Annotated in this window: 13 protein-coding genes; 7 read left to right on the top strand and 6 right to left on the bottom strand. The window is 63.5% G+C overall.

Annotation, left to right across the window (positions count from 1 at the left end; genetic code table 11):
* Positions 1–62 precede the first annotated feature (62 nt).
* From BUS42_RS13505 to BUS42_RS13495, 3 genes are read right to left on the bottom strand one after another with little or no spacing between them, the layout of a single operon-like run.
* Positions 63–1613 carry a hypothetical protein gene (locus tag BUS42_RS13505; RefSeq protein WP_074307359.1) on the bottom strand — a complete coding sequence of 517 codons (1551 nt, stop codon included), beginning with the start codon at positions 1611–1613 and terminating at the stop codon, positions 63–65.
* Entirely contained in the window at positions 1610–2434 is an 825-nt protein-coding gene (locus tag BUS42_RS13500; protein WP_083670186.1) for a glycosyltransferase family 2 protein, read from the bottom strand. The genes BUS42_RS13505 and BUS42_RS13500 overlap by 4 nt, the downstream gene beginning before the upstream one ends.
* Entirely contained in the window at positions 2427–3419 is a 993-nt protein-coding gene (locus BUS42_RS13495) for a class I SAM-dependent methyltransferase (RefSeq protein WP_254053487.1), read from the bottom strand. Before BUS42_RS13495 ends, BUS42_RS13500 begins: the two co-directional genes overlap by 8 nt.
* A gap of 578 nt (positions 3420–3997) precedes the next feature.
* Here BUS42_RS13495 and BUS42_RS13490 point away from each other — a divergent pair.
* The 5 genes from BUS42_RS13490 to BUS42_RS13470 all read left to right on the top strand — a co-directional run bounded on the left by BUS42_RS13490 (position 3998) and on the right by BUS42_RS13470 (position 8201).
* Positions 3998–4495, top strand: a complete 498-nt coding sequence (locus BUS42_RS13490) for a cupin domain-containing protein (protein ID WP_074307358.1) — start codon at positions 3998–4000, stop codon at positions 4493–4495.
* A 698-nt stretch (positions 4496–5193) separates the two neighbouring features.
* Positions 5194–5571 (top strand): IS66 family insertion sequence element accessory protein TnpA, encoded by a 378-nt coding sequence (tnpA, locus tag BUS42_RS13485; RefSeq protein ID WP_074306042.1) that lies wholly within the window; start codon positions 5194–5196, stop codon positions 5569–5571.
* Entirely contained in the window at positions 5565–5951 is a 387-nt protein-coding gene (gene tnpB / locus BUS42_RS13480) for an IS66 family insertion sequence element accessory protein TnpB (RefSeq protein WP_074306044.1), read from the top strand. The genes tnpA and tnpB overlap by 7 nt, the downstream gene beginning before the upstream one ends.
* A gap of 31 nt (positions 5952–5982) precedes the next feature.
* Positions 5983–7653 carry an IS66 family transposase gene (gene tnpC, locus BUS42_RS13475; protein ID WP_074306046.1) on the top strand — a complete coding sequence of 557 codons (1671 nt, stop codon included), beginning with the start codon at positions 5983–5985 and terminating at the stop codon, positions 7651–7653.
* A gap of 125 nt (positions 7654–7778) precedes the next feature.
* Entirely contained in the window at positions 7779–8201 is a 423-nt protein-coding gene (locus tag BUS42_RS13470; protein ID WP_074307357.1) for a hypothetical protein, read from the top strand.
* 1254 nt (positions 8202–9455) lie between these two features.
* On the opposite strand, the gene BUS42_RS13460 is transcribed toward BUS42_RS13470, so the two are convergent.
* Positions 9456–13049, bottom strand: a complete 3594-nt coding sequence (locus BUS42_RS13460) for a mechanosensitive ion channel domain-containing protein (RefSeq protein ID WP_074307355.1) — start codon at positions 13047–13049, stop codon at positions 9456–9458.
* Between the two features lie 350 nt (positions 13050–13399).
* On the opposite strand from BUS42_RS13460, the gene BUS42_RS13455 reads away from it, so the two are divergent.
* Positions 13400–14755, top strand: a complete 1356-nt coding sequence (locus BUS42_RS13455; protein WP_074307354.1) for a cobyrinic acid a,c-diamide synthase — start codon at positions 13400–13402, stop codon at positions 14753–14755.
* A 97-nt stretch (positions 14756–14852) separates the two neighbouring features.
* Here the strand turns inward: BUS42_RS13455 and BUS42_RS13450 are convergent, their stop codons facing one another.
* Positions 14853–16889, bottom strand: coding sequence for a hypothetical protein (locus BUS42_RS13450; RefSeq protein WP_074307353.1), 2037 nt, complete (start codon positions 16887–16889; stop codon positions 14853–14855).
* Between the two features lie 145 nt (positions 16890–17034).
* On the opposite strand from BUS42_RS13450, the gene rbsD reads away from it, so the two are divergent.
* Positions 17035–17430, top strand: a complete 396-nt coding sequence (gene rbsD, locus BUS42_RS13445) for a D-ribose pyranase (protein WP_015249798.1) — start codon at positions 17035–17037, stop codon at positions 17428–17430.
* A gap of 20 nt (positions 17431–17450) precedes the next feature.
* Here rbsD and BUS42_RS13440 read toward each other — a convergent pair whose 3' ends face one another.
* Positions 17451–18518 carry an Ldh family oxidoreductase gene (locus BUS42_RS13440; RefSeq protein ID WP_074307352.1) on the bottom strand — a complete coding sequence of 356 codons (1068 nt, stop codon included), beginning with the start codon at positions 18516–18518 and terminating at the stop codon, positions 17451–17453.
* Positions 18519–18622: the final 104 nt, after the last annotated feature.

Below are 18622 nucleotides of genomic sequence, written 5' to 3'. Positions count from 1 at the left end.
CGGAAGTTGGCGGGGGATTCGGCTTTTGATGGGGATGAGGCGCTAGCCGTCTTGGGCCTCCGTCATTTCGCCAGGCGGGCTTGCTCGAGACGATCAGGTCGGACGGCGAACACGGCGGGGCCGACCTGGATGGTCCGGTAGCCTCGCCTCGGCAGGAACTGAGAAAGGGCAGCCACCTGGCCCGCCGTGTAGGAGACCATCCGCCAGTCGCCCGCGATGGCCACGACGGCGGGAGGATGGGCCTCCAACTCCTGGAGGAACCGGCCCGGGGCGACGTTCTCCCGATAGGTCGGCAGCCTCGACAGGATGCGTTCCGAGTCGAACCCGCCAGGGTCCGAGGTGTTGAACCAGACGAAGAAGGTGTCGAGCCGGTCGATCGGGTGGAGCGGTGGCGATCCGATCACTCGGTCCTCGGGGGCCGCGACCTGGTTCATCCAGCGGATCCGCTCTTCTTGCAACCGGGCCTCGTCCTGGTGGGACCAATCCAGGGCCGACTGGACCGTCCCGAATCCGGTTGCCACGCACGCCGCGAGGAACGCGACCATCCGGGCCCGCCCCAGCCAGGTCGAAGACCCCTGGCCGAGGTCCCCGAGGTAGGTGGAGGCGAACAGGAACCAGGGCGCGAAATACTGTTTGTAGGGATAGGCGACGAGTATGGCCTGCGCCGACAGCCAGGCGAACAAGGCCGTCTCATAAGCCCCGGGCCAGGCCTTCCGGCGGAGCCGATCGATCGCCCAGGCGATGACCCCGGCGAGCGTCAGCCACGCGAGCGCCTTCTGCTGGAGGATGCCCTGGGCCAGGCCGAGATGGAAGCTCGCGTTGGATCCCGAGACGGCATGATATCGGACCAGCAACTCGAACATGCGGCCGAAGTCGATTCCCTGCGACGTCAGGAAGAGGACGAAAAGGCCGACGGCAACACCGACCCCCGCCGAGTAGGCCAGGATGGACCGGAATACCCGCCGGGGCGTCCTCAAGGAACCTGTCTGTCCGAACGCGACGACCAGCGCCGGCAAGATCGTCAGCTTGGGGCAGAACAGCAGGGTGGCGATCCCAGTGAGGATCCCAACCTCGAAGTCGCGGTAGGAACGATCGGGGGCAAGCCGTCGATGGCGGTAGAGGCTCCAGGCCGCGAGGGCATAACCCCACCCGTCGATCCGGAATTCCACGAGGTACTGGAGGACGGCGGGATGAAACGCCACGACGGCCAGACCGAGCCAGGCCCATCGCCGCCCGGTACCCACCAGGGACGCCCCGAGGGCCGCAAGACCCCCGAGGAACAGCAAGTTGCCCACCGCCGCCACGCCCCGGAGCGTCTGGAGAATGTCGACGGGAGCCAGGCCCCGAACCAGCGGACCCAGCAGCGCGAAATAAGGGGGATGACATTCGAAGAAGTCGTTATACGGGCGGAGTCCTTGCGAGGCCAGCCAGGCCGAGTGGGCGCGAGTGACCTCGTCATAATCGTACCCCAGCATCCGTAGACCTACCGCCCAGGCCCCGAGTCCGCAGGCGATCGTCAGCGTCAGCGACGCGACCTCGAGCCGGACGATCGGACTCCGGGACGGTCGGGGTGAGTCGAGGGCCGCGGTCTCGGTCGTGGGTTGTTGGGTCATTTCGGGCAATACCGGTCTCCGTTCTCGGCCAATAAGGGAGCGCCCAACCCGTCGGACCCGCAAGGGTCGAGGCGGAGGCCTCCCTCGTCGAAGAGCCGATCGCGGCGGAGGCCCCAGCGATGGAGTCGATATCGCCAGGCGGTCTCGAGCACGCCCAGCCCGTAGATCACCGATCGCCGGAACCCGATCGAGGAGGCCTCGGCGAAGTAGCGCGTCGGGCACGAGACCTCGCCGATCCGGAAGCCCGAGGCAATGATCTGGGCGAGCATCTGGTTGTCGAAGACGAAGTCGTCGGAGTTCTCGCCCAGAGGGAGCCGCTCCAGGACCTCCCTCGAGAACGCCCGGTAGCCGGTATGGAACTCGGAGAGCTTGGAACCCATCAACACATTCTGGGCCAGCGTGAGCATCCTGTTGAAATAATACTTATAGGTTGGCATCCCGCCGGATCGGGCCTGCCCGCCCAGGATCCGGCTGCCGATCACGCAGTCGTAGACGCCCGACGTGATCATCGTGGCCATGGCCGGAATCAGGAGCGGGGTGTACTGGTAGTCGGGGTGGACCATCACGACAATGTCGGCGCCGAGTCGCAAGGCTTCGAGGTAGCAGGTCTTCTGGTTCCCGCCATAACCCCGATTCCGGGGATGGACCAGAACCCGAAGGCCGAGCCTTCGGGCCACCTCCACGGTTCGATCCCGGCTGGCGTCGTCCACCAGGATGACCTCGTCGACCAGTCTCCGGTCGATCTCCTGGTAGGTCCGGACCAGGGTCGCCTCGGCGTTATAGGCCGGCATCACGACGACGATCTTCTTGCGGTTATACATCGTCGTGCGTTGATCCTTCGCCGGCCCGGGCGCACACGATCAGCGTCCCGCCCTGCCCGATCCGGCTCTCGACCCATGCCGGCAGGGCCGCGAGCCCCGAGAGGCCCAGGCCGGCGACGACCTGGAACCGGCCGAAGCGGCTGGTCGTCTCGCGGGGCCGCCCGGACGCCGCCTTGAAGAATTCATTGCGGCCTCCGAGCCAACGGTTCAGAAGGCTTTGCGACCAGCCGATCACGTCGTACTCCCACTCCCCCTGGAAGGTTCCGGCGACCCGGAAGCCCGCCGCCTCGAACGTCCTCGCCAGCGCGCTCGGCGTGAAATGGGACAGGTGCCGTGGGATGTCCAGGTGGATCCAGGAGGCGCCGGTCGCCCTTGCCTGCCACGAGCCAAAATTGGGCACCGCCGCCAACACGACGCCCCTCGGCTTCATCCAACGCCTGAGGTCGCCCAGGGCCCCGACCGGGTCCTCAAGATGCTCCAGGACGTGCCAGAGCGTCGCGCAGTCGAACCGCATCCCCTCGTCCAGCTCAGCAAGGCTCGAGACCACGGGCAGGCCGTCCCGGACCGGCTCCCGGCCATGCCGCTCGATCCCCCGGCCGTTCCACCCGCGAGCGCGAGCCTCGGCCAAGAAGCTGCCGTCGCCGCAACCGAAGTCCAGTAGCCACCGACCTGCCCCCGCGCTCGGCTCTGCCCCCTGTCCCACGATGCGCTCGACGATCCGGAGCCGCCGGCGCAGGCACAACCGGGCCGTCAGCCCGTGCCGTCCCCCGTAATACGACGCCCCGTAGTAAGGAGCCAGGTCGGCCGGAACCGGCACGGTACGCCCCAGGCCGCAACGCGGGCATGCGTCGACCCCAAACCTCGCTCCTGTCTCCTCCGCCTCGATTTCCCGGAATCTCTCCCGCAGGTTGAGAGAACAGAGGGGGCAAGGGCCTCCAGCCACATAGGTCGCGATCGATCCTCCGGACCAGACCTCGCTCGCCATGAGTCGTTGACTCTATGAGTGTAATGAATTTGGAATTAACATAACAAACCACATCCTAGAACCCTGGTCAAGTAGGAGGTGAGCAATTGGCCAGGCACCTTATTGGTTTTTCGACCCTCCTGTCTGGGAGAATGCTCGACTGAGGATTGTGATTGTCAGAGAACTGCTGTCACCCTACTTAATTGTCGAAATAACCTTGGTCCAGCTCGCGATCCCAGAGTTCATCCGTCCTTGAATCCGCTCCCGATGACTCCCTTAAGGGCCAGGCACCTTGTTTGGGTGTGCTGAGAGATTTAGAGAAGCTGGGTGCATGGCTGCAGACCCCGTTGTACTGTCCAAGCCCCCTGATTCACCTCCCCCCACCCCTTTTTTTTGGGGGGGGGGGGGGGGGGGGGGCTGGCCACCGACTCCGTCTCAATTCCAACTGTCAAGACGCTTGCTGCCGAAGATCGGTTCAAAGCAAACCTTCATTGGCGTTGATGACGGTCTCTGTTAATGTCGGGGAGCATCGGCTCGACCGATCCCTTGCCTGTCCCGGATCGGAGGGGGTAATCGATCGCACGACAAAAGGGGTGTAGATGAGTTGGGAACCCGTGATCAGGCAGTCGGGCGAGGGTGAGAAGATCCTTTTCAAGATCGGCTTGATGACCTTCAAGGTCTCGTCTGCCCAGACCAATGGCCATTTCATGATCAGTGAGACCGAGTTACCGCCGAAGGCAAGTGTGGAACCACACCATCACCCCGAAGCCGAGGTCTTCTACATCCTCAGCGGCCAGTTCATCTTTTATGTCAGCGACATGAACCGACCGACCCCGTGCGGCCCCGGAGCGTTCGTCTGCGTTCCCCCTCACGTCCTCCATGCCTTCGCGAATTCGGGGGATTCCTCGGGTCGAATCCTTGGCCTTATGATGCCTGGCGGGTCTGACGGCCTGGAGAGCTTCTTCAGACAGGTCGGCGTGCCGGTGGTTTGGGACAAGGACGTTCCGGACCTCAACCAGCCCGTCGAGCATCTTCAGGCGGTAATAGCAGAACGCAAGGGCGGGAACCGACCCGAGTCCGTCCCGGCCTCTGGTTAAAGCCGAGAGGAGCGGCCCATTACCCTGCTTCCCGCCAAAGGTCGGCGACGTTGATGGGCTTCTGCATGAGGGCTTCCGGATGGAGGTCCTCAATCTACCTCTCCTGGCGGGCATCATCCGTACCTGTGCAGGTGCAAGTGGCCAGGCACTTAATTAGGGAGGGTTGAGAGATTTAGGGATGCTGAGTGCGGTGCAGGTGCAAGTGGCCAGGCACTTAATTAGGGAGGGTTGAGAGATTTAGGGATGCTGAGTGCGTGACTGCGGACAGGGTTCACTATTCAGGCCTCCCCACCTTGGGTGTCTGGCTACCGACTCCATAATAAACTGCCCAGAATCCCTTTCGTGCCTGTCTTGGGTGCCTGGCCTCGGATCCACATGGAGAAACCATCTGGAGGGTCATATCAAGGCGAAGTCAGTTAGATGTTCTCGGCGCTGTCGACTGCAGTTATTTGCAGGTAAAATCCGATCTTCGGCCGGAGCGTTAAGCACGGGGATTGAAGCGTTGTCGACTCAGGGTTCGGAATCTCGTTCGGGAGCGTCGGGCAGAAGAGCGGCTTCCGCAGTGTTTTCGGCATCAGGAGCGAGGCCACATGGGTTCTGCGATCTGGATCGAGATCGTAAGCGCTCGAAATAGCCAGTCTTGTGCCGCCTGATAGCCTGGAAGACGGACCATTTTGTTCGTCCTCCGGAGTCAGAAGATGCCACGTGCCGCCAATCCTGCCCTCCCAGTCCTCTGGCGTCGGCGACTGCAACAGCAGTCCGACAGCGGTCTCACCATCGGCCAGTTCTGCCACGGCCAAGGGATCTCGACCGCGTCTTTCCACGCTTGGAAGCGACGCCTCGCCTCGGATTCGCCTGGCCCTGTCCCCTCTCCGGCTCGCGAACCGGCATTCGTGCCGGTCATCCTCGCCGCCGCCCCCGAGTCGCGATCCGGCGATTCCGCTGAATTCCTCACCATCCGACTCCCCGACGGCGGACGAATCCTCCTGCCCATCGCCGCGGGCGACGAACTCGTCTGCCGGGTCGTCGAGACCGTCGCCCGCGTCGCGGCGAGGATGGAGGACACCTCATGTTGAGCGTCCCACACACCGTGCGGATCCTCCTTCACGCCGACTCCGTCGACCTCAGAAAAAGCTTTGACGGGCTCTCGGGAATCGTCAGCCAAGCCTTCCCTCAGGAGGAGCTCCTCTCCGGCCATCTCTTCCTCTTCCTGAATCGCCGACGTGATCGCATCAAGATCCTCTACTGGAATGTCGATGGCCTGGCGATCTGGTACTATCGCCTCGAAGCCGGCTCGTTCCAGGTCCCCCTCCGGCCCTCCTCCGACGCCCCGATCGAACTCCGGTCCGCCCAACTCGCCATGCTCCTGGGCGGCATCGACCTGGGGAACGCCCAGCAACGAAAACGATACCGGAGGCCTGAGAAAAACAGGGAGAATCCCGGGAAAACCACTTGAAATCAGAGGTGAGCATGCGATAATTCAAGTGATGACTATTCCTCTCGGTCGAAATGCCCAATCCGGCCCCGAATCGCCCGCGTCGCCGCCAGTCTCTGGCGACGCGGCCCCTCCCGTCGATGCGATGCAGCAACGGATCCAGGACCTGCTCGCCGCACTCGATCAAGCCACCAGGGCCAATGAGGAGTTGGCGCAAGAGAACGACCGCCTGCGCCAGGAGTTGGAGCGGTACCGCCGCTATGTCTACGGGCGACGTAGCGAACGATGCGACGATCCCGGACAAGGTCATCTCTTCGCGTTCGGCGAGGACCTCGAGGTGACTCCCGAGGCCGAACCGGAGGCCCCGACGCCGGCCGCTCCGAGGAAGTCCCGGCCATCGCGGACGCTGGATTTCAGCCGCCTGCCCCAGGTCCGCATCGAACATGACGTGCCCGAGGCGGACAAGACTTGCTCATGCTGCGGCCGGTCCAAGGCACGCATCGGCGAGGATGAGCGGCGTGAGCTCGAATTCATCCCGGCTCGCCTGGAGGTCCGGGTCCACGTCCTTCCCAAGTACGCGTGCTCGCACTGCCACGACGGTGTGAAAAGCCCCGACGGACCGGAGCGGCCGCTCCCGGGGTGCATCGCGGGAGCGGGTCTGCTTTCGCAATTGCTGATTTCCAAGTTTATCGATCACTTGACCCTGTACCGCTTCGAGGACATCTCGGTTCGCTACGGTTTGCACCTGCCGCGTGCGACGCTGTGCGATTGGGTCCGCAAGGCCGCCGAGTTGATGGGGCCGCTCTACGACCTCCAGAAGCAGCTCGTGCTCCAATCTCCGGTGATCTGGACCGATGACACCCCCGTCAAGGCGCTGGGCGGCGAGGCTCCCGGGAGCCTGACGACACGGTTCTGGCTCTATCATGGGGACGAGGATCATTCCTACGACGTGTACGACCATACGGCGAGTCGCAAACGCGACGGGCCGGCGACGTTCCTCGCCGGCTTCGCGGGTTATCTTCAGGCTGACGCATATGCCGGATATGACGGACTCTATCTCGGGTCGCCTTCGGCGATCCTTGAAGTCGCTTGCTGGGCGCACGCCCGCCGCAAGTTCTACGATGCGCGGTCGTCGTCGCCGGGGAACGCGGGTTTGATCCTGGAAGCGATCCGCCGGTTATACGACGTGGAGGATCGCGCCCGAGGGTTGTCCGTTGAGGCGAGACAGGCCCTGCGTGCGCAAGAAGCGGTGCCGATCCTGGAACGGCTTCGAGGGGACCTCGATCGGCTTGCGGACCAGTCGCTGCCGAAATCGGCGTTGGGCCAGGCTCTGACCTATGCGCGGAATCAGTGGAAGGCGTTGTGCCGCTACACCGAGGACGGCCGGCTGACGATCGACAACAACGTGGCGGAGCGTCGCCTCCGCGACCAAGCCATCGGCCGGAAGAATTGGTTGTTCCTGGGGAATGTGGATGCGGGACCGCGAGCGGCGGTGTTGAGCACGATAGTGGCAGGGGCGAAGCGTCATCGTCTGGAGCCGTGGGCCTACGTCAAGGACGTGCTGATGACGCTGAGCGTGGCCCCGGAACGAGTCGAGGACCTCTTGCCCGATCGGTGGGCTCGGAACCATCCGGGACACGTGCTGACGCATCGCCTGGAGGAATCACGTGAGCGGGCACGGCGTCGCGACGCAAAACGAGCGGATCGTCGCAAGCGGAAGTGATCCAAGGGCGGTCCGATGCGCGGAGTGACGGGAGTGCCAATCGCGGCCTCCCCCCTGGGAATCTCGAGCGCTTACTCGAGATCCGCTGTCGTCCATTCAAGGAGACGGCCGACGACTGCTGTAAGATGATGCGTCTATCGGACGAACTGGATCTGCTAACAAAGGCGCTTGCTGTCCCTGAGCTTTCATGTTATTTCGATTGGACAGAGATGTCTACCGCTGCGGATTCCGAAATGGCGCAAATGGAGTATTTCGAGGGTTTACGCGAGGAAGAGCCGGGCCTCGAAATCCGAGATATTACAGGTGAACCGCTCTCCGTTCGAGATCAAACTGGCGAATGGTTTGACTCGGTTCAGGGATTGAGAACAATGCAGGCTCTCCGTGGTTACCTTGAAAATAACCGCGATGCCATCAAGTTGCCCACGCATTCGGCACAGGATTTCGAACGATATCACAGGGAACTTTTGGAGGAATTCCAGCTCTGCGAGCGGTTCCTCCAAGAAGCCGTTGAATCTGGTCAGCAGTTTCGGTTGGTCATTGTGCCGTAGTCTGCCACTCGATATGCAATTTTGCTAACATGTATATCTTAATGATGTTTGGGTGAAAGCCTCGGGCGTTTACGAGCTTGTTCGCGGTTTGCCGATGGACAGGCTTGACTGCCGGGCGATGCAGGCTCAAGGGCAACGATGATATTATCCAGTTCGTGCACCCTGTGCGCGCATTGAGTCATCCTGAAAGGAGCGTCAGTACGTTCTGGACCGCGGGCGAGAGTGCTCTTCTGTCGTACGATCGCGTCACCCACACACCGTGGTCAGAGAAGGCGATCAGGACGATCGGGCCGGGTTTGAAACCTGCATTGGAAGGCGGGAGTGATGTGATGATTTGCTTCACCCGGTCGAGCGACGGCGCGGGGAAGGGGCGGGCATATCGCCAAGCACTTCAGTGGGGAGTTTTGGGAGGTTTCGGGAGAATAGCCAAAAAGCCGACCCCAATAAATTGCCCAGAATCCCTGTCGTGCCCATCCTGAGTGTCTGGCCACTAGTAGTCCTCCGACTCCAGGCGATCAAGAAATCGGCGGTTTACGTCAACACCTTCGCCACAATTAGTGCAAACAGCACAAAAACGACCAGAACGAAGCATGCAATTAGAAGGTACGCGGACAAATGTCCAATAAATCCATCAGCCGTAAGCGAATTAATAGCAAAAATGGCTATGATCAAAAATAAAATAAAAAAACATCCGGATATTACGTATTTCATTCTCTCCTCACTCATTTCCCAAAAGCCAAGCGTCCTTGCCAGATACTAGCTCAGAAGTCAGGTTGCCGGCCGAGTCTCACTATTTCCTATACCTGACCATCCGGGTGTGGGGCGAAGCCCCACCTTAACACCAATGGATTTAGTCAATAATACCGCGAGGAGATTCGAGGACCGCAACCAAAGCGAGCGAGGGACGCGACCCTGGGATGAACACTGCGTCAGCAGGCGTATATATTGTGTCTGTTTGCATGTCAAGATTTAATCAAATTGGAGGTTCGTCAATATGGTCGCTGATTGCACAATATGGGGCATTTCTCCTCGTCGGTTGTTGTCCCGTCTGGATGGGTCGAATGTGTATGTGTTGGATTTAGTTGTTTTTTGTGTTTAATGATGAGTTTGGACGCGTTCCTCGGTGCCCTCGAGCCATGGGGCGGCCTCGGGTGGCGTGTTGCCACCCGAGGCTCGTTGCGACCCAAGGAATTCGCTGGCCACGTCTTGCTGATCAACTTCAGCAGGCGTGTCGGATTGGCTTTGGAAGAACCGTTACTCGTCGACCCCGCGGTTGCATGATTCGACGGCGGGCGGAGGGGCAGGTTGGGTCGAGAGTTTGGGATTCGGGGGAGTTCGCGAGGGGGGATCGAACCGAGGGAACTCGATCGGGGTCAGGGAGATTCGGCCGGATGAGTCGAAGCCCGAGTGGACCCGCAGCTCGTGGCGGGGCAGGGGGATCTCGATCCCCTCGGCGGTGAATCGGCGCTGAATTTGGGCGAAGAGGCGGTGGCGAACGCGGGCGCCAAGGCTTGGGTCGGGCACATGGACGTGGAGTACGAAGTTCAGCGCCGAGTCGCTGAAGTCCTCCATGAACGCGACGGGGACCGGGTTTCGTAGGACGTCGGCGTCTTCGCGCGCGATGTTCAGGAGTTGGTCGGCGACGCGGTCAGGATCGGTTCCGTGCGCGATCTTCATCCGGATCGAGACGCGGATGATCCGGTCTTTGAGGGTCCAGTTGACCAGGTCGCTGGTGATGAAGGCTCGGTTCGGAACGATGATGCTCAGGTTTTCACCGTTGGTGATGGTGGTGGCGCGGATATTGATGAATTCCACCTTGCCGGTCATTCCCGAGACCGTGACGGTATCACCGACGCGGATCGGCCGTTCGAGCAGGAGGATGATCCCGCAGACGAAGTTCGAGACGATCTCCTGCAAGCCGAACCCGAGGCCGACACCCAGGGCCGCCAGGACCACGCCGATCTTCTCCATGCCGAGATGGATCGCCGAGAGGCCGGACAGCACGCCGATCCCCAGCACGACGTAACGGCAGAGGGTCACGACCGCGAAGCGGACACCGGGATCGTCACGCATTCGCGGGAAGACGACGAGCGCGAACAGCGTGCTCATGTGTTTCCAGAGCGCCAGGGTCAGGGCGATGGCCAGGGCAAACTTGGTGAAGTCACCGACCCGGACCGGCGGCGTGGCGGAGTCGATATTCCAGAGCGGTTGCGACCCGATGAAGCGGAAGAAGGCCCAGTCGATGTCCCAGATCCAGGCGGCCAGCACCAGCGCCAGCACCGGGGTCAGATAAGCGGTAATCTGGCGGAGCCGGAGTGCCAGGTCGTCTGGCATGGTCGCGTCAATGGGGGCCTCGATCCCGAGCTGGGCGTTGCCCACCCGAATCCAACGCCAGGCGTGGTGGTCGATCGCGGTGAGGACCATGCGGTAGACGCAGAAGCAGATGCTGAGCACGACCAGGCCCTGGCCGGCCCCCAGCGCCAGTCGGCGCGCGGAGTGGCTGTAGCCCGCGCCATCGAGGATGATCACCCCGCCGATCGCGGCGAGCACCGACCAGCAGAGGGTGCGTCGTCGCTTGGTCAGCCAACCGAGCCGGGTGGGGAATTGCTGGAGCCACTGAATCAAGGGCGAGCGACCCCGGGCCAGTCGGAAGACGACGCCCCACACGATGAGCTCGAACACCAGGCCGAGGATTTGGCCGAGCGATCCGGACGCGACCGGCCGCCCTTCGGGAGTGAGCCAGCCTCGGGTCAGGAGCCACGACGGCAAGAGCAGCGGGACTCCCGCCGCAAGCAGCGCGAGGACGGTCGTGCAGAGCTGGCGGGTCACCTCCGCCGGCACTTTCAAGGTTTCTTCGGCCCAGCCTTTGGGGCGGAGCATCCAACGGACCAGGCCGGCGATAAACGCGGGGGGGGCCAGCATCGCCAGGCCGTAGGCGACCGGCACGGCCAGGGTCCGCGGCCAGGCCGCCTGCCGCGCGGTGTAGGCCATCAGGCATATGTAGCTCGGCAGGATCGCCGAGTAGGCGATGCTGACCAGGATCCCTCGCCAGACCACGATCCCGGCGCCGAGGCGTTGGGTCTCCCCTGACATGCGGAGGAGCCGTTTGCGGAGCCGGAGCAGGGGCAAGACGAGGATCAGGAGGCCGAGCAGACCACAGACGAATTCCACGGAGACCCGGCCCCAGAGTTGGCGATCGCCCGCCTCTTGGGCCAGCCGGATCAGCGACTTGCCCACGAGGAACGTCTCGCGTTTTGCCTGCACGAGGGTGGCCAGTCCGACCGGCTCCTGGTCGCGCAACCAAAAGATATGGGTGCGGATGAAGCCGTACTGGTCGTCGAGCGCGCGGAGCCGGCGGACCACCTGGGCGTGAGTCTGCTCGGCCCGCCTGGCGAGCTTTTCGAGCACGACCCGGTTCCGTGCCAGCAGGAGCTCGTGTTGCCGATCGAGGTCCGCGAACAGCGCGGTGGCTTCCGACCAGCGCGACTTGGGGATCTGCTCGAGCAGGGTCTCGTGTTCGTATTCGTCGTTACGCCGGTCGTTGAACTGGTCGAGTTCCACGCTGGTCAGGGCGTTATCGTAATGGGTCGACCACCATGCGGCTTGCTTCAGGTCCTGGCTTGCGATCTTCGCACGTTGTGGGCCAATGAGGCGGAAGTCGTTATTCAGGCGGAGGGCGTCGAGTTGGCTGATGAGGTCATCGTCGAGCAGTCGTTTGATGTTCTCGAAGTCGGTGACCGCGCGATCGGCCAGGCTCGTTTGTTCTTCCAGCGAGGGGGACGAGCTCGAAGCGAGCGCCTTTTCGTACCGCAGGGCCTCGGCCTCGAGTTCGAGCAGGGCCGCCTTGGCGCGGCTCTGATACCGCGCGAGCGGATCGACCGTTTTCGCGGCGCGCGCTTGTTCGCTGGCCGCGTCCCGCTTGAGTTGGTCTTCTTGGCGGTCGGTTAAAAACTTGTAGCGTGCCTGCATCAGCTCAAGCGTCTTGGACGCTTTCCGGACGTGCGCCCCGCAAACCTGCTGATCGAGGACTTCAAGGTCGGTCAACTTTGACTGGAGGGCAATCTTGGCTTCCTGGGCCTGGAGCCGATTATTCTCGACCCGGGTCTCCCAGCCGATGTTGGCCAGGCGCTCGGAGGCGAGCAAACGCTCGTCATCGGTTTTGGCGTCGGCCAGTTCGGCCTCGCGTTCCGTCTGACGCGGGGGCAGGGCCGCGACCCGCTGCTGGATCGCGTCGCGCTCCGCCTGCAGGGCCGTGAGGGGGTGCGCTGACTTTCTTGCCGCGTTCGATTGGAATTTGTCGAGCCGCGCCTGCCACTTCTTGAGGTCGTTCTTGGCGCCATCGATGGCCTCATTCATCTCCGCCAGGATCGCGTTCGAGGCGACCTTGTCGGTTGCTTTGCGGAAGACCGAGGGGAGCAAGTCGTCGGGCTGTTCGACCGCCTGCTTGAGCTGCGCGGTGATCCGCTCCAGGTCGGTCTTCCATTCGGCGGCCTGGCTCTCAGGGGTCTTCTTGGGGTTCTTCGCCTCGTTGAGTGCCTTGGCGGCTTCTTCCATGGCCGCCAGGAGGGCGATCCGATCCTCGAGCACGACCTTGAGGGCCTTGGTCGAGGAGGGGGCCTCTTTCTCGGAGAGCTTACCCAGCTTGTCGAGACGCTCCTTGGTCTCGGTGAGGACCTTCGCGGCCTCAGCCAACTCGGGATCGGGCTCGGCGGGGGGGGAGGGCGGAGAGAGGGCCGCCGCCGCGGGAGGGACAGGCGTGGCCGGAGCCGGCTCGCCGCCCCGAGTCGAGCCGGGAATCCAGAGCACGCCGAAGGCCACCGCCAGGCATCCTGCCCAGGTCGCACGCATCCTTTGGCTCGCTTTCGAATTCGCGTGTCGCATCGTACGGATTGGGCCCTTGACCGATCCAAACGTTCCATTTCAATGGATCGATCCAGGGGCCGGTAAGCTAGCTCAAAGTCGACAAAGCGACAAGGTGAAAACCGGGGTGGACATGAGTCGGGCTTGACCACACGGGCCATGTCTCTATCATTCAATCACTCGCGATAATTATGTCGTACCCGGACCTTGGGTGCGCCTCCGTCCCCAACACTCCTTGCCTGCACGTAAGTTGGTTCGAGGCATGGGGTCCGCGTCTGCAATGGACGCGATTTCGACGGTTACGCTCCCTCCGTTATATTAAGGAATTCGGTTAATCTATGGGCTTCCAACCCCGCTTGGCCCTGGCGACCCCCGCGTCTGGGCCGGAGCCTTCGCCGGCGAGCCTGGCGTGGCTTGCCGGCCTGACCGATCGGCGCTGGCGAGTCCAACACTTTCGATCACGGGCCTGTCCGTTCGGGACCGAGGCGGTCGGACAGGTCACGGGGCTTCCTGGCCGGCACCTTGATGCCTGGCTGATGCCCGACGACGTCTGTCGCCGCCTTTTCTTGCGAGGGGCGCGGCAAGCCGACCTCTGTTTAGTCGAAGGGACGCTGGAGGAGCCGACAGCGCCTCTCGAGAGTGCGCAGCACGATCGACCCGGGGGACTCGCGCCGATTGCCGAGGCCCTCGACCTTCCGGTCGTGGCCCTGGTCTCCTGCCTGCCGTTGGATCAATTTCATCTGCCCCACCTGCCCGCGGGCGTGGATGCGGTGCTGCTCGACGGCCTGGAGAACCCCGACGATTACGAGGCGTACCGCAACCTGGTCACTCTGATGGCGCGGAAGCCGGTCCTCGGCGCGGTCGAAGCGCTCCCCGAAGTGCGGGCCGCGATCCGGCAATCGCCTCGGGACCAGCCCCTGGACGACGACCTGTTCCGCAAGCTGGGGGCGAGCTTTCTGCGGTTCGCTGACCTCGGGGCGATCCGAAACCTGGCACAGAGCCGGCCGTTCCCCTCCGTCTCGGCCGAGCCCGAGCCGTTGCCCTACCGTCGATTTCGGGTCGCCTACGCGCAGGACGAGGCGTTTGGGTCTTATTTCCCCGACACGCTCGAAGCACTCGAGGCCCTGGGGGCGGAGCTTGTCGAGTTCTCGCCACTCCGGGACGAGTCGCTGCCCGAGGCGATCGACCTGGTCATGATCGGCTGCGGGTTCCCGGACCGGCATGCCGACGCCCTGACCGAGAACCTCAGCCTGATCGCGGCGCTTCGGTCGCACGTCTGCCGAGGGCAACGGATCTATTCCGAAGGAGGAGGGACGGCCTATCTCGGTCGCACCATGATCCTCGGAGATCGCCGGGTGCCGGGCGCCGGGATCTTGCCGTTCGACGCCGAGGTTCGGGCGATCCCCCGACTGCCGATGCCGGTCACACGGACCTTGACCCGCGACGGTTGGCTCGGGCCCAAGGGAACGACCGTGCGGGGCTACAAGTCGGGGCGTTGGCGTCTGCTGCCCGGGGCCGATCCGTTGGATTGCCCCAGTTGCTTCGGAACGCTCACGACGCAGGGGGACATTTCCTATCATCATCACGCGATCGGCAGTTTAGTTCACCTTCATCTGGGGGCGCTCCCCGAAGTCGTTGCGGCCTTCGCCGGTCCGCATCGAGCGTCGCTCACCTTGCCGTTCGCCCGCCCTTGATCGAATCGGCCACAACGAATGAACCCAAGAAAAAAGACGGGGAGGGAGCCGGAGCGACGGCTTCCTCCCCGTCTTTTTTTTCTTGGGTTGGACCGGCTCAGCGGATCTTCTCGATGCGCTGGCGTTCGGCTTCGATCACGGGTTCGGCCGGGGTGTCTTTCAGCCGGCGGCCCATGGCGATCAGCATGGCTCGCCACGCGGCGCGGTGGGTCGGGGAATCGGCGAGCACACTCATTCGGCCGGTGATTTGCTCGAGGATGTCGGGCGGTCGCTCCGAGCGAATCAAGTCGCTCCAGACCCGTTCGGCCCTGGCGAACTCCCTGCGCTTCAGGTAGTGCTCCAACATCAGGAACTGGCAGGTCTCCAGGATCCGCGTGACGGCCGGGGAACGCTCGGCCGTCGGAATCAGGGCGAGCAGGGTGCCCAACTCGCCCGGCTGGTTCTTCTGGAGCAGTGCGTCCGCCAAGAGGGCGTCGAAAAAGGGCGTCAAGCCCGGCCCGAGTTGGGGCCGTTGGATCGCCGTGAGGACTTCGGCGAGGTTGGCGCGGGGCGATCCACCGGACGCGTGCTCGAGCTGGGCGACCGCCGTTTGGACGGCCCAGATCAGTCGAGCGTCGTTCGAGGCATCGGCCGCGGGCTGAGGCGTCGCGGCATAGCGAGGCCAGGAGGCGGCGGCCGGCCAGTCCTTCGGGGCGAGCCGGGAGGGCGAGGGCCGGGTTGCCGACTTCACCTGGTAGAGCGGATCGCCGAGGAAGACCAGCTTCCACGGTTCGCCACGCGCCTCAAAAGGCGACTGGCGCATCGCGGCGACCAAGGGCATTCCCGCCTCGATGAGCGTCGCGACGAGCTCGGGGGTCCGGAATGCGGGAAGGAACGGCTCGTGTATCGAGCCGAAGAAGACGAAGGCGCCGTTGGCGAGCCAGCGCCCCGCGACCGTGTTCGGGTCGTTCGGTTCGGCGGCCGAGAAGCTGTGGATCATCAGGACGGCCGCCGGTTCGGTCTGCGGCACGTCCCCCACCAGGCCGTAGCCTCCCACCAGGCCGAACCGGTTCGGTTCCCCGTGACTGTTGATCATGACGAGACCGGAGCGATTGACCGGGTCGAAGGTCTGGTGCCATCCCGCGAGATTGGCGCGATCGCCCGAGCGGTGGGTGACCGGCAGGAGCCGGGCGAGGCTTTTCGAGGCTCCGCGCATCGCATAGGGGGCCCAGTTCCGCTCCTTCTCATCGTATGTGTTCATGAGAAGGGCCGATTTCGGCTCGAGGAACAGGCTACACATCGCCCGGTAGACGCTGGCGGAGGCATCGCCGATGAGCCGGCCGCCAAACGCCCAGCGCATCCGGCCGCCGCCCGATCTCCCGATCAAGTCATCGAACGCCTTGGGGCCTTCCTGGGCCGACACTGGGTTGTATCGGTACGGCCAGTCACCCGCCAGGGTCACGAAGTCGCAGTCGTCCCCCAGCCCCCGAAAGTTCGGGATGCAATCCGCGACCTTGGACTCGAGCGACGCGGCAAGCTTGCTCGCCTCATCGCTTGTGAGGACGTCTCCAAACCGGGGCTCGACGTCACAGCGGAGGATCGGTTGAAATCGCCCCGCGGCCAGAGCCACCGCGCCGGCCAGCGAGGGGCTGTCTGGTTCGGAAAGGACGACGCCCGGTGGAGTTGCGCCCAACTCCTTGGGGACCACGTTTCCCGCGAAGGGGGCGGGATCTTGCTCGTTCTGTTTGCTCCAGGCATGCCCGACGGCATGGAGGACCCGAGTCCAGACCTGATCGTTGGGGATTGCCTCGGCCTTGCGAGGAAACCGCACGATGCGGGCGGGTTGAAATGCGCGGAGGAATTTGAACGAGAGTTCGATGTCGTCGATCAGGATCGGGAAGTAGTGTTCCTGATCCCAGGTCGCGATCGCTTCGAGGAAGGTTGCGAAGTCGGGGACCAGGCAGACCTGGTCGACCACGAGCCGGTTGGGGCCGGGCCGCTTTTGCCAGCGGGAAGCGGCGGTTCGGAGTTCGTCGATCCCGTTGGGCGGTCGTCCGTTGAACGAGTTTGGGGCTTGCCCCAGAGTCACCGCGGGAATCAGGGCGAGTAAGCTGAGGCACGCAAGGATCGGCGAATGCCAGGTCGGCCGGGTCATCAAGGCTCCTTCCCCCGGTCAATGGTGTGGAGGCCGGCGGAAAGAACGGTTATACTGGATTCGGTGGGCGTGGCACCAGTTCATCGTTCTCGATCGAACCTGAATGTGTTTACGCAGGTTCCGCGCCGATAAGGAATTTGTACTGATGAAAAAAGGTGGCATCCTCAACCCGGCGATCTGTTCGTTGCTGGCCGAGCTGGGACACATGGACGAATTACTCATCGTGGATGCCGGTTACCCCCTTCCTCCCGATGGACACGTGATCGACCTGACTCTGACGCCGGGGATTCCGCGGTTCCTCGACGTGCTTCGCGCCGTGGCGGAAGAACTCGTGATCGAATCGATTACCGTCGCCAGCGAGATCACGGAATTCAGCCCGAAGCTGTATCAGGAGATCCTCAAAATCGTCGGCGACGTGGATGTCGACGAGATTCCGCATCATGAGTTCAAGGAACAATCACTGGGGGTCAAGGGGATCATCCGGACGGCGGAGTTCACGCCCTACGCGAACGTCCGCCTCCTTTCCGGCTCTGCGTTCTAAGACGAAGTGAAGTCAAACCGTCAGGGGGAACCGGCCGGCAGTTCGGGGACCGCGACACCCAGTTGCTCGGCCAGTTCCGCCAGCTTGGCCCAGTGTGCGTCTTCAAGCGGGACGCCTTCGGCCGACCGTTGCTTGAGGGTCTTGCGCTCGGGGTCACCCGGTAAGAGGATGGCCTCGACGCCGGCTGCGCGTGGGGTATTCCGCACGTAGTCGGCCACCTGGGTCGACTCGCGGACCAAGGCGTCGCGGCCCGAGAACCGCTCGGGGTCGAGGACGAGGAAGACGACGTTGTTCCCCTTGACCGGGGGGGCGTCAGGGTGGCTCGACCGCCCTCCCGAGAGCCCACCCGACAGCATGTCGAGCACGAGACTCAGGCCGAATCCCTTGTAGGCCTGCGTTCCTCCCATGGGGAGGATCGACCCGAGCGGCTTCTCATAGAGCACCGACGGATCGGTGGTGGGGCGTCCTTGCGGGTCGAGGAGCCACCCTTCGGGGACCGGTCTCTGGTTGATGTGGTAGACCCGGACCTTCCCCTCCGCGACCACGCTGGTGCCGAAATCGAGCACGACCGGTTCGTGGTCGGTCGGCACGGAGGCACAGAGGGGGTTCGTGCCGAGGCGGGGCTCGAGCCCGCCGGGAGGGGCGACGCGCTGACCGGCGCCACAGTTATTGACCGTGGCGAGCAGGACGAGTCCCTCGTCGGCCGCCCGTTCGGCATACTCGCCGAGGCGGCCGATGTGGCCGCAGTCGCGCGCGGTGCCCGCCGCCAGTCCGAGCATCTTGGCGCGGGGCATGATCAGGTTCAAGAGTCGATGCGCCTGCACCTGGCCAAGGCCCCATTGGCCGTCGCAGACGACGACCGCGGGGGTTTCGCTCACGACTTTGAGCGGGACACCGATCCGGTACGCTTCATTCTTCAGGAAATCGACGTACTGGGGGACCCGCATCACGCCGTGCGAGTCGTGGCCGCGGAGGTTGGCGCCTACCAAGCTCCGGGCGACCGTCGCCGACTCATTTTCTGGGACCCCTACCGCCGTGAAGAGACGGGTGACAAACGCGGTCAGGGTATCCGCGGCGAAACTGGGCATCTCGGAAGCTCCGGGGGTGCGTGACAACGAATCCGAATCTTACGCGACCGACGGACATTTGCAATCCTGCGCCGTTCGCGATCGAATGGTTGCAAGTCCGGGCT

This window comes from Singulisphaera sp. GP187, assembly GCF_900129635.1.
Taxonomy (GTDB): Bacteria; Planctomycetota; Planctomycetia; order Isosphaerales; family Isosphaeraceae; genus Singulisphaera.
Note: the sequence above shows the minus strand (reverse complement) of the source record. Positions and strands in the feature narration are given on the sequence as shown.

What these genes read in the sequence shown, in the direction of transcription:
- BUS42_RS13505 (WP_074307359.1), bottom strand. Translation starts at nt 1,613, where the DNA reads ATGACCCAACAACCCACGACCGAGACCGCGGCCCTCGACTCACCCCGA.
- BUS42_RS13500 (WP_083670186.1), bottom strand. Translation starts at nt 2,434, where the DNA reads ATGTATAACCGCAAGAAGATCGTCGTCGTGATGCCGGCCTATAACGCC.
- BUS42_RS13495 (WP_254053487.1), bottom strand. Translation starts at nt 3,419, where the DNA reads ATGGCGAGCGAGGTCTGGTCCGGAGGATCGATCGCGACCTATGTGGCT.
- BUS42_RS13490 (WP_074307358.1), top strand. Translation starts at nt 3,998, where the DNA reads ATGAGTTGGGAACCCGTGATCAGGCAGTCGGGCGAGGGTGAGAAGATC.
- tnpA (WP_074306042.1), top strand. Translation starts at nt 5,194, where the DNA reads ATGCCACGTGCCGCCAATCCTGCCCTCCCAGTCCTCTGGCGTCGGCGA.
- tnpB (WP_074306044.1), top strand. Translation starts at nt 5,565, where the DNA reads ATGTTGAGCGTCCCACACACCGTGCGGATCCTCCTTCACGCCGACTCC.
- tnpC (WP_074306046.1), top strand. Translation starts at nt 5,983, where the DNA reads ATGACTATTCCTCTCGGTCGAAATGCCCAATCCGGCCCCGAATCGCCC.
- BUS42_RS13470 (WP_074307357.1), top strand. Translation starts at nt 7,779, where the DNA reads ATGATGCGTCTATCGGACGAACTGGATCTGCTAACAAAGGCGCTTGCT.
- BUS42_RS13460 (WP_074307355.1), bottom strand. Translation starts at nt 13,049, where the DNA reads ATGCGTGCGACCTGGGCAGGATGCCTGGCGGTGGCCTTCGGCGTGCTC.
- BUS42_RS13455 (WP_074307354.1), top strand. Translation starts at nt 13,400, where the DNA reads ATGGGCTTCCAACCCCGCTTGGCCCTGGCGACCCCCGCGTCTGGGCCG.
- BUS42_RS13450 (WP_074307353.1), bottom strand. Translation starts at nt 16,889, where the DNA reads ATGACCCGGCCGACCTGGCATTCGCCGATCCTTGCGTGCCTCAGCTTA.
- rbsD (WP_015249798.1), top strand. Translation starts at nt 17,035, where the DNA reads ATGAAAAAAGGTGGCATCCTCAACCCGGCGATCTGTTCGTTGCTGGCC.
- BUS42_RS13440 (WP_074307352.1), bottom strand. Translation starts at nt 18,518, where the DNA reads ATGCCCAGTTTCGCCGCGGATACCCTGACCGCGTTTGTCACCCGTCTC.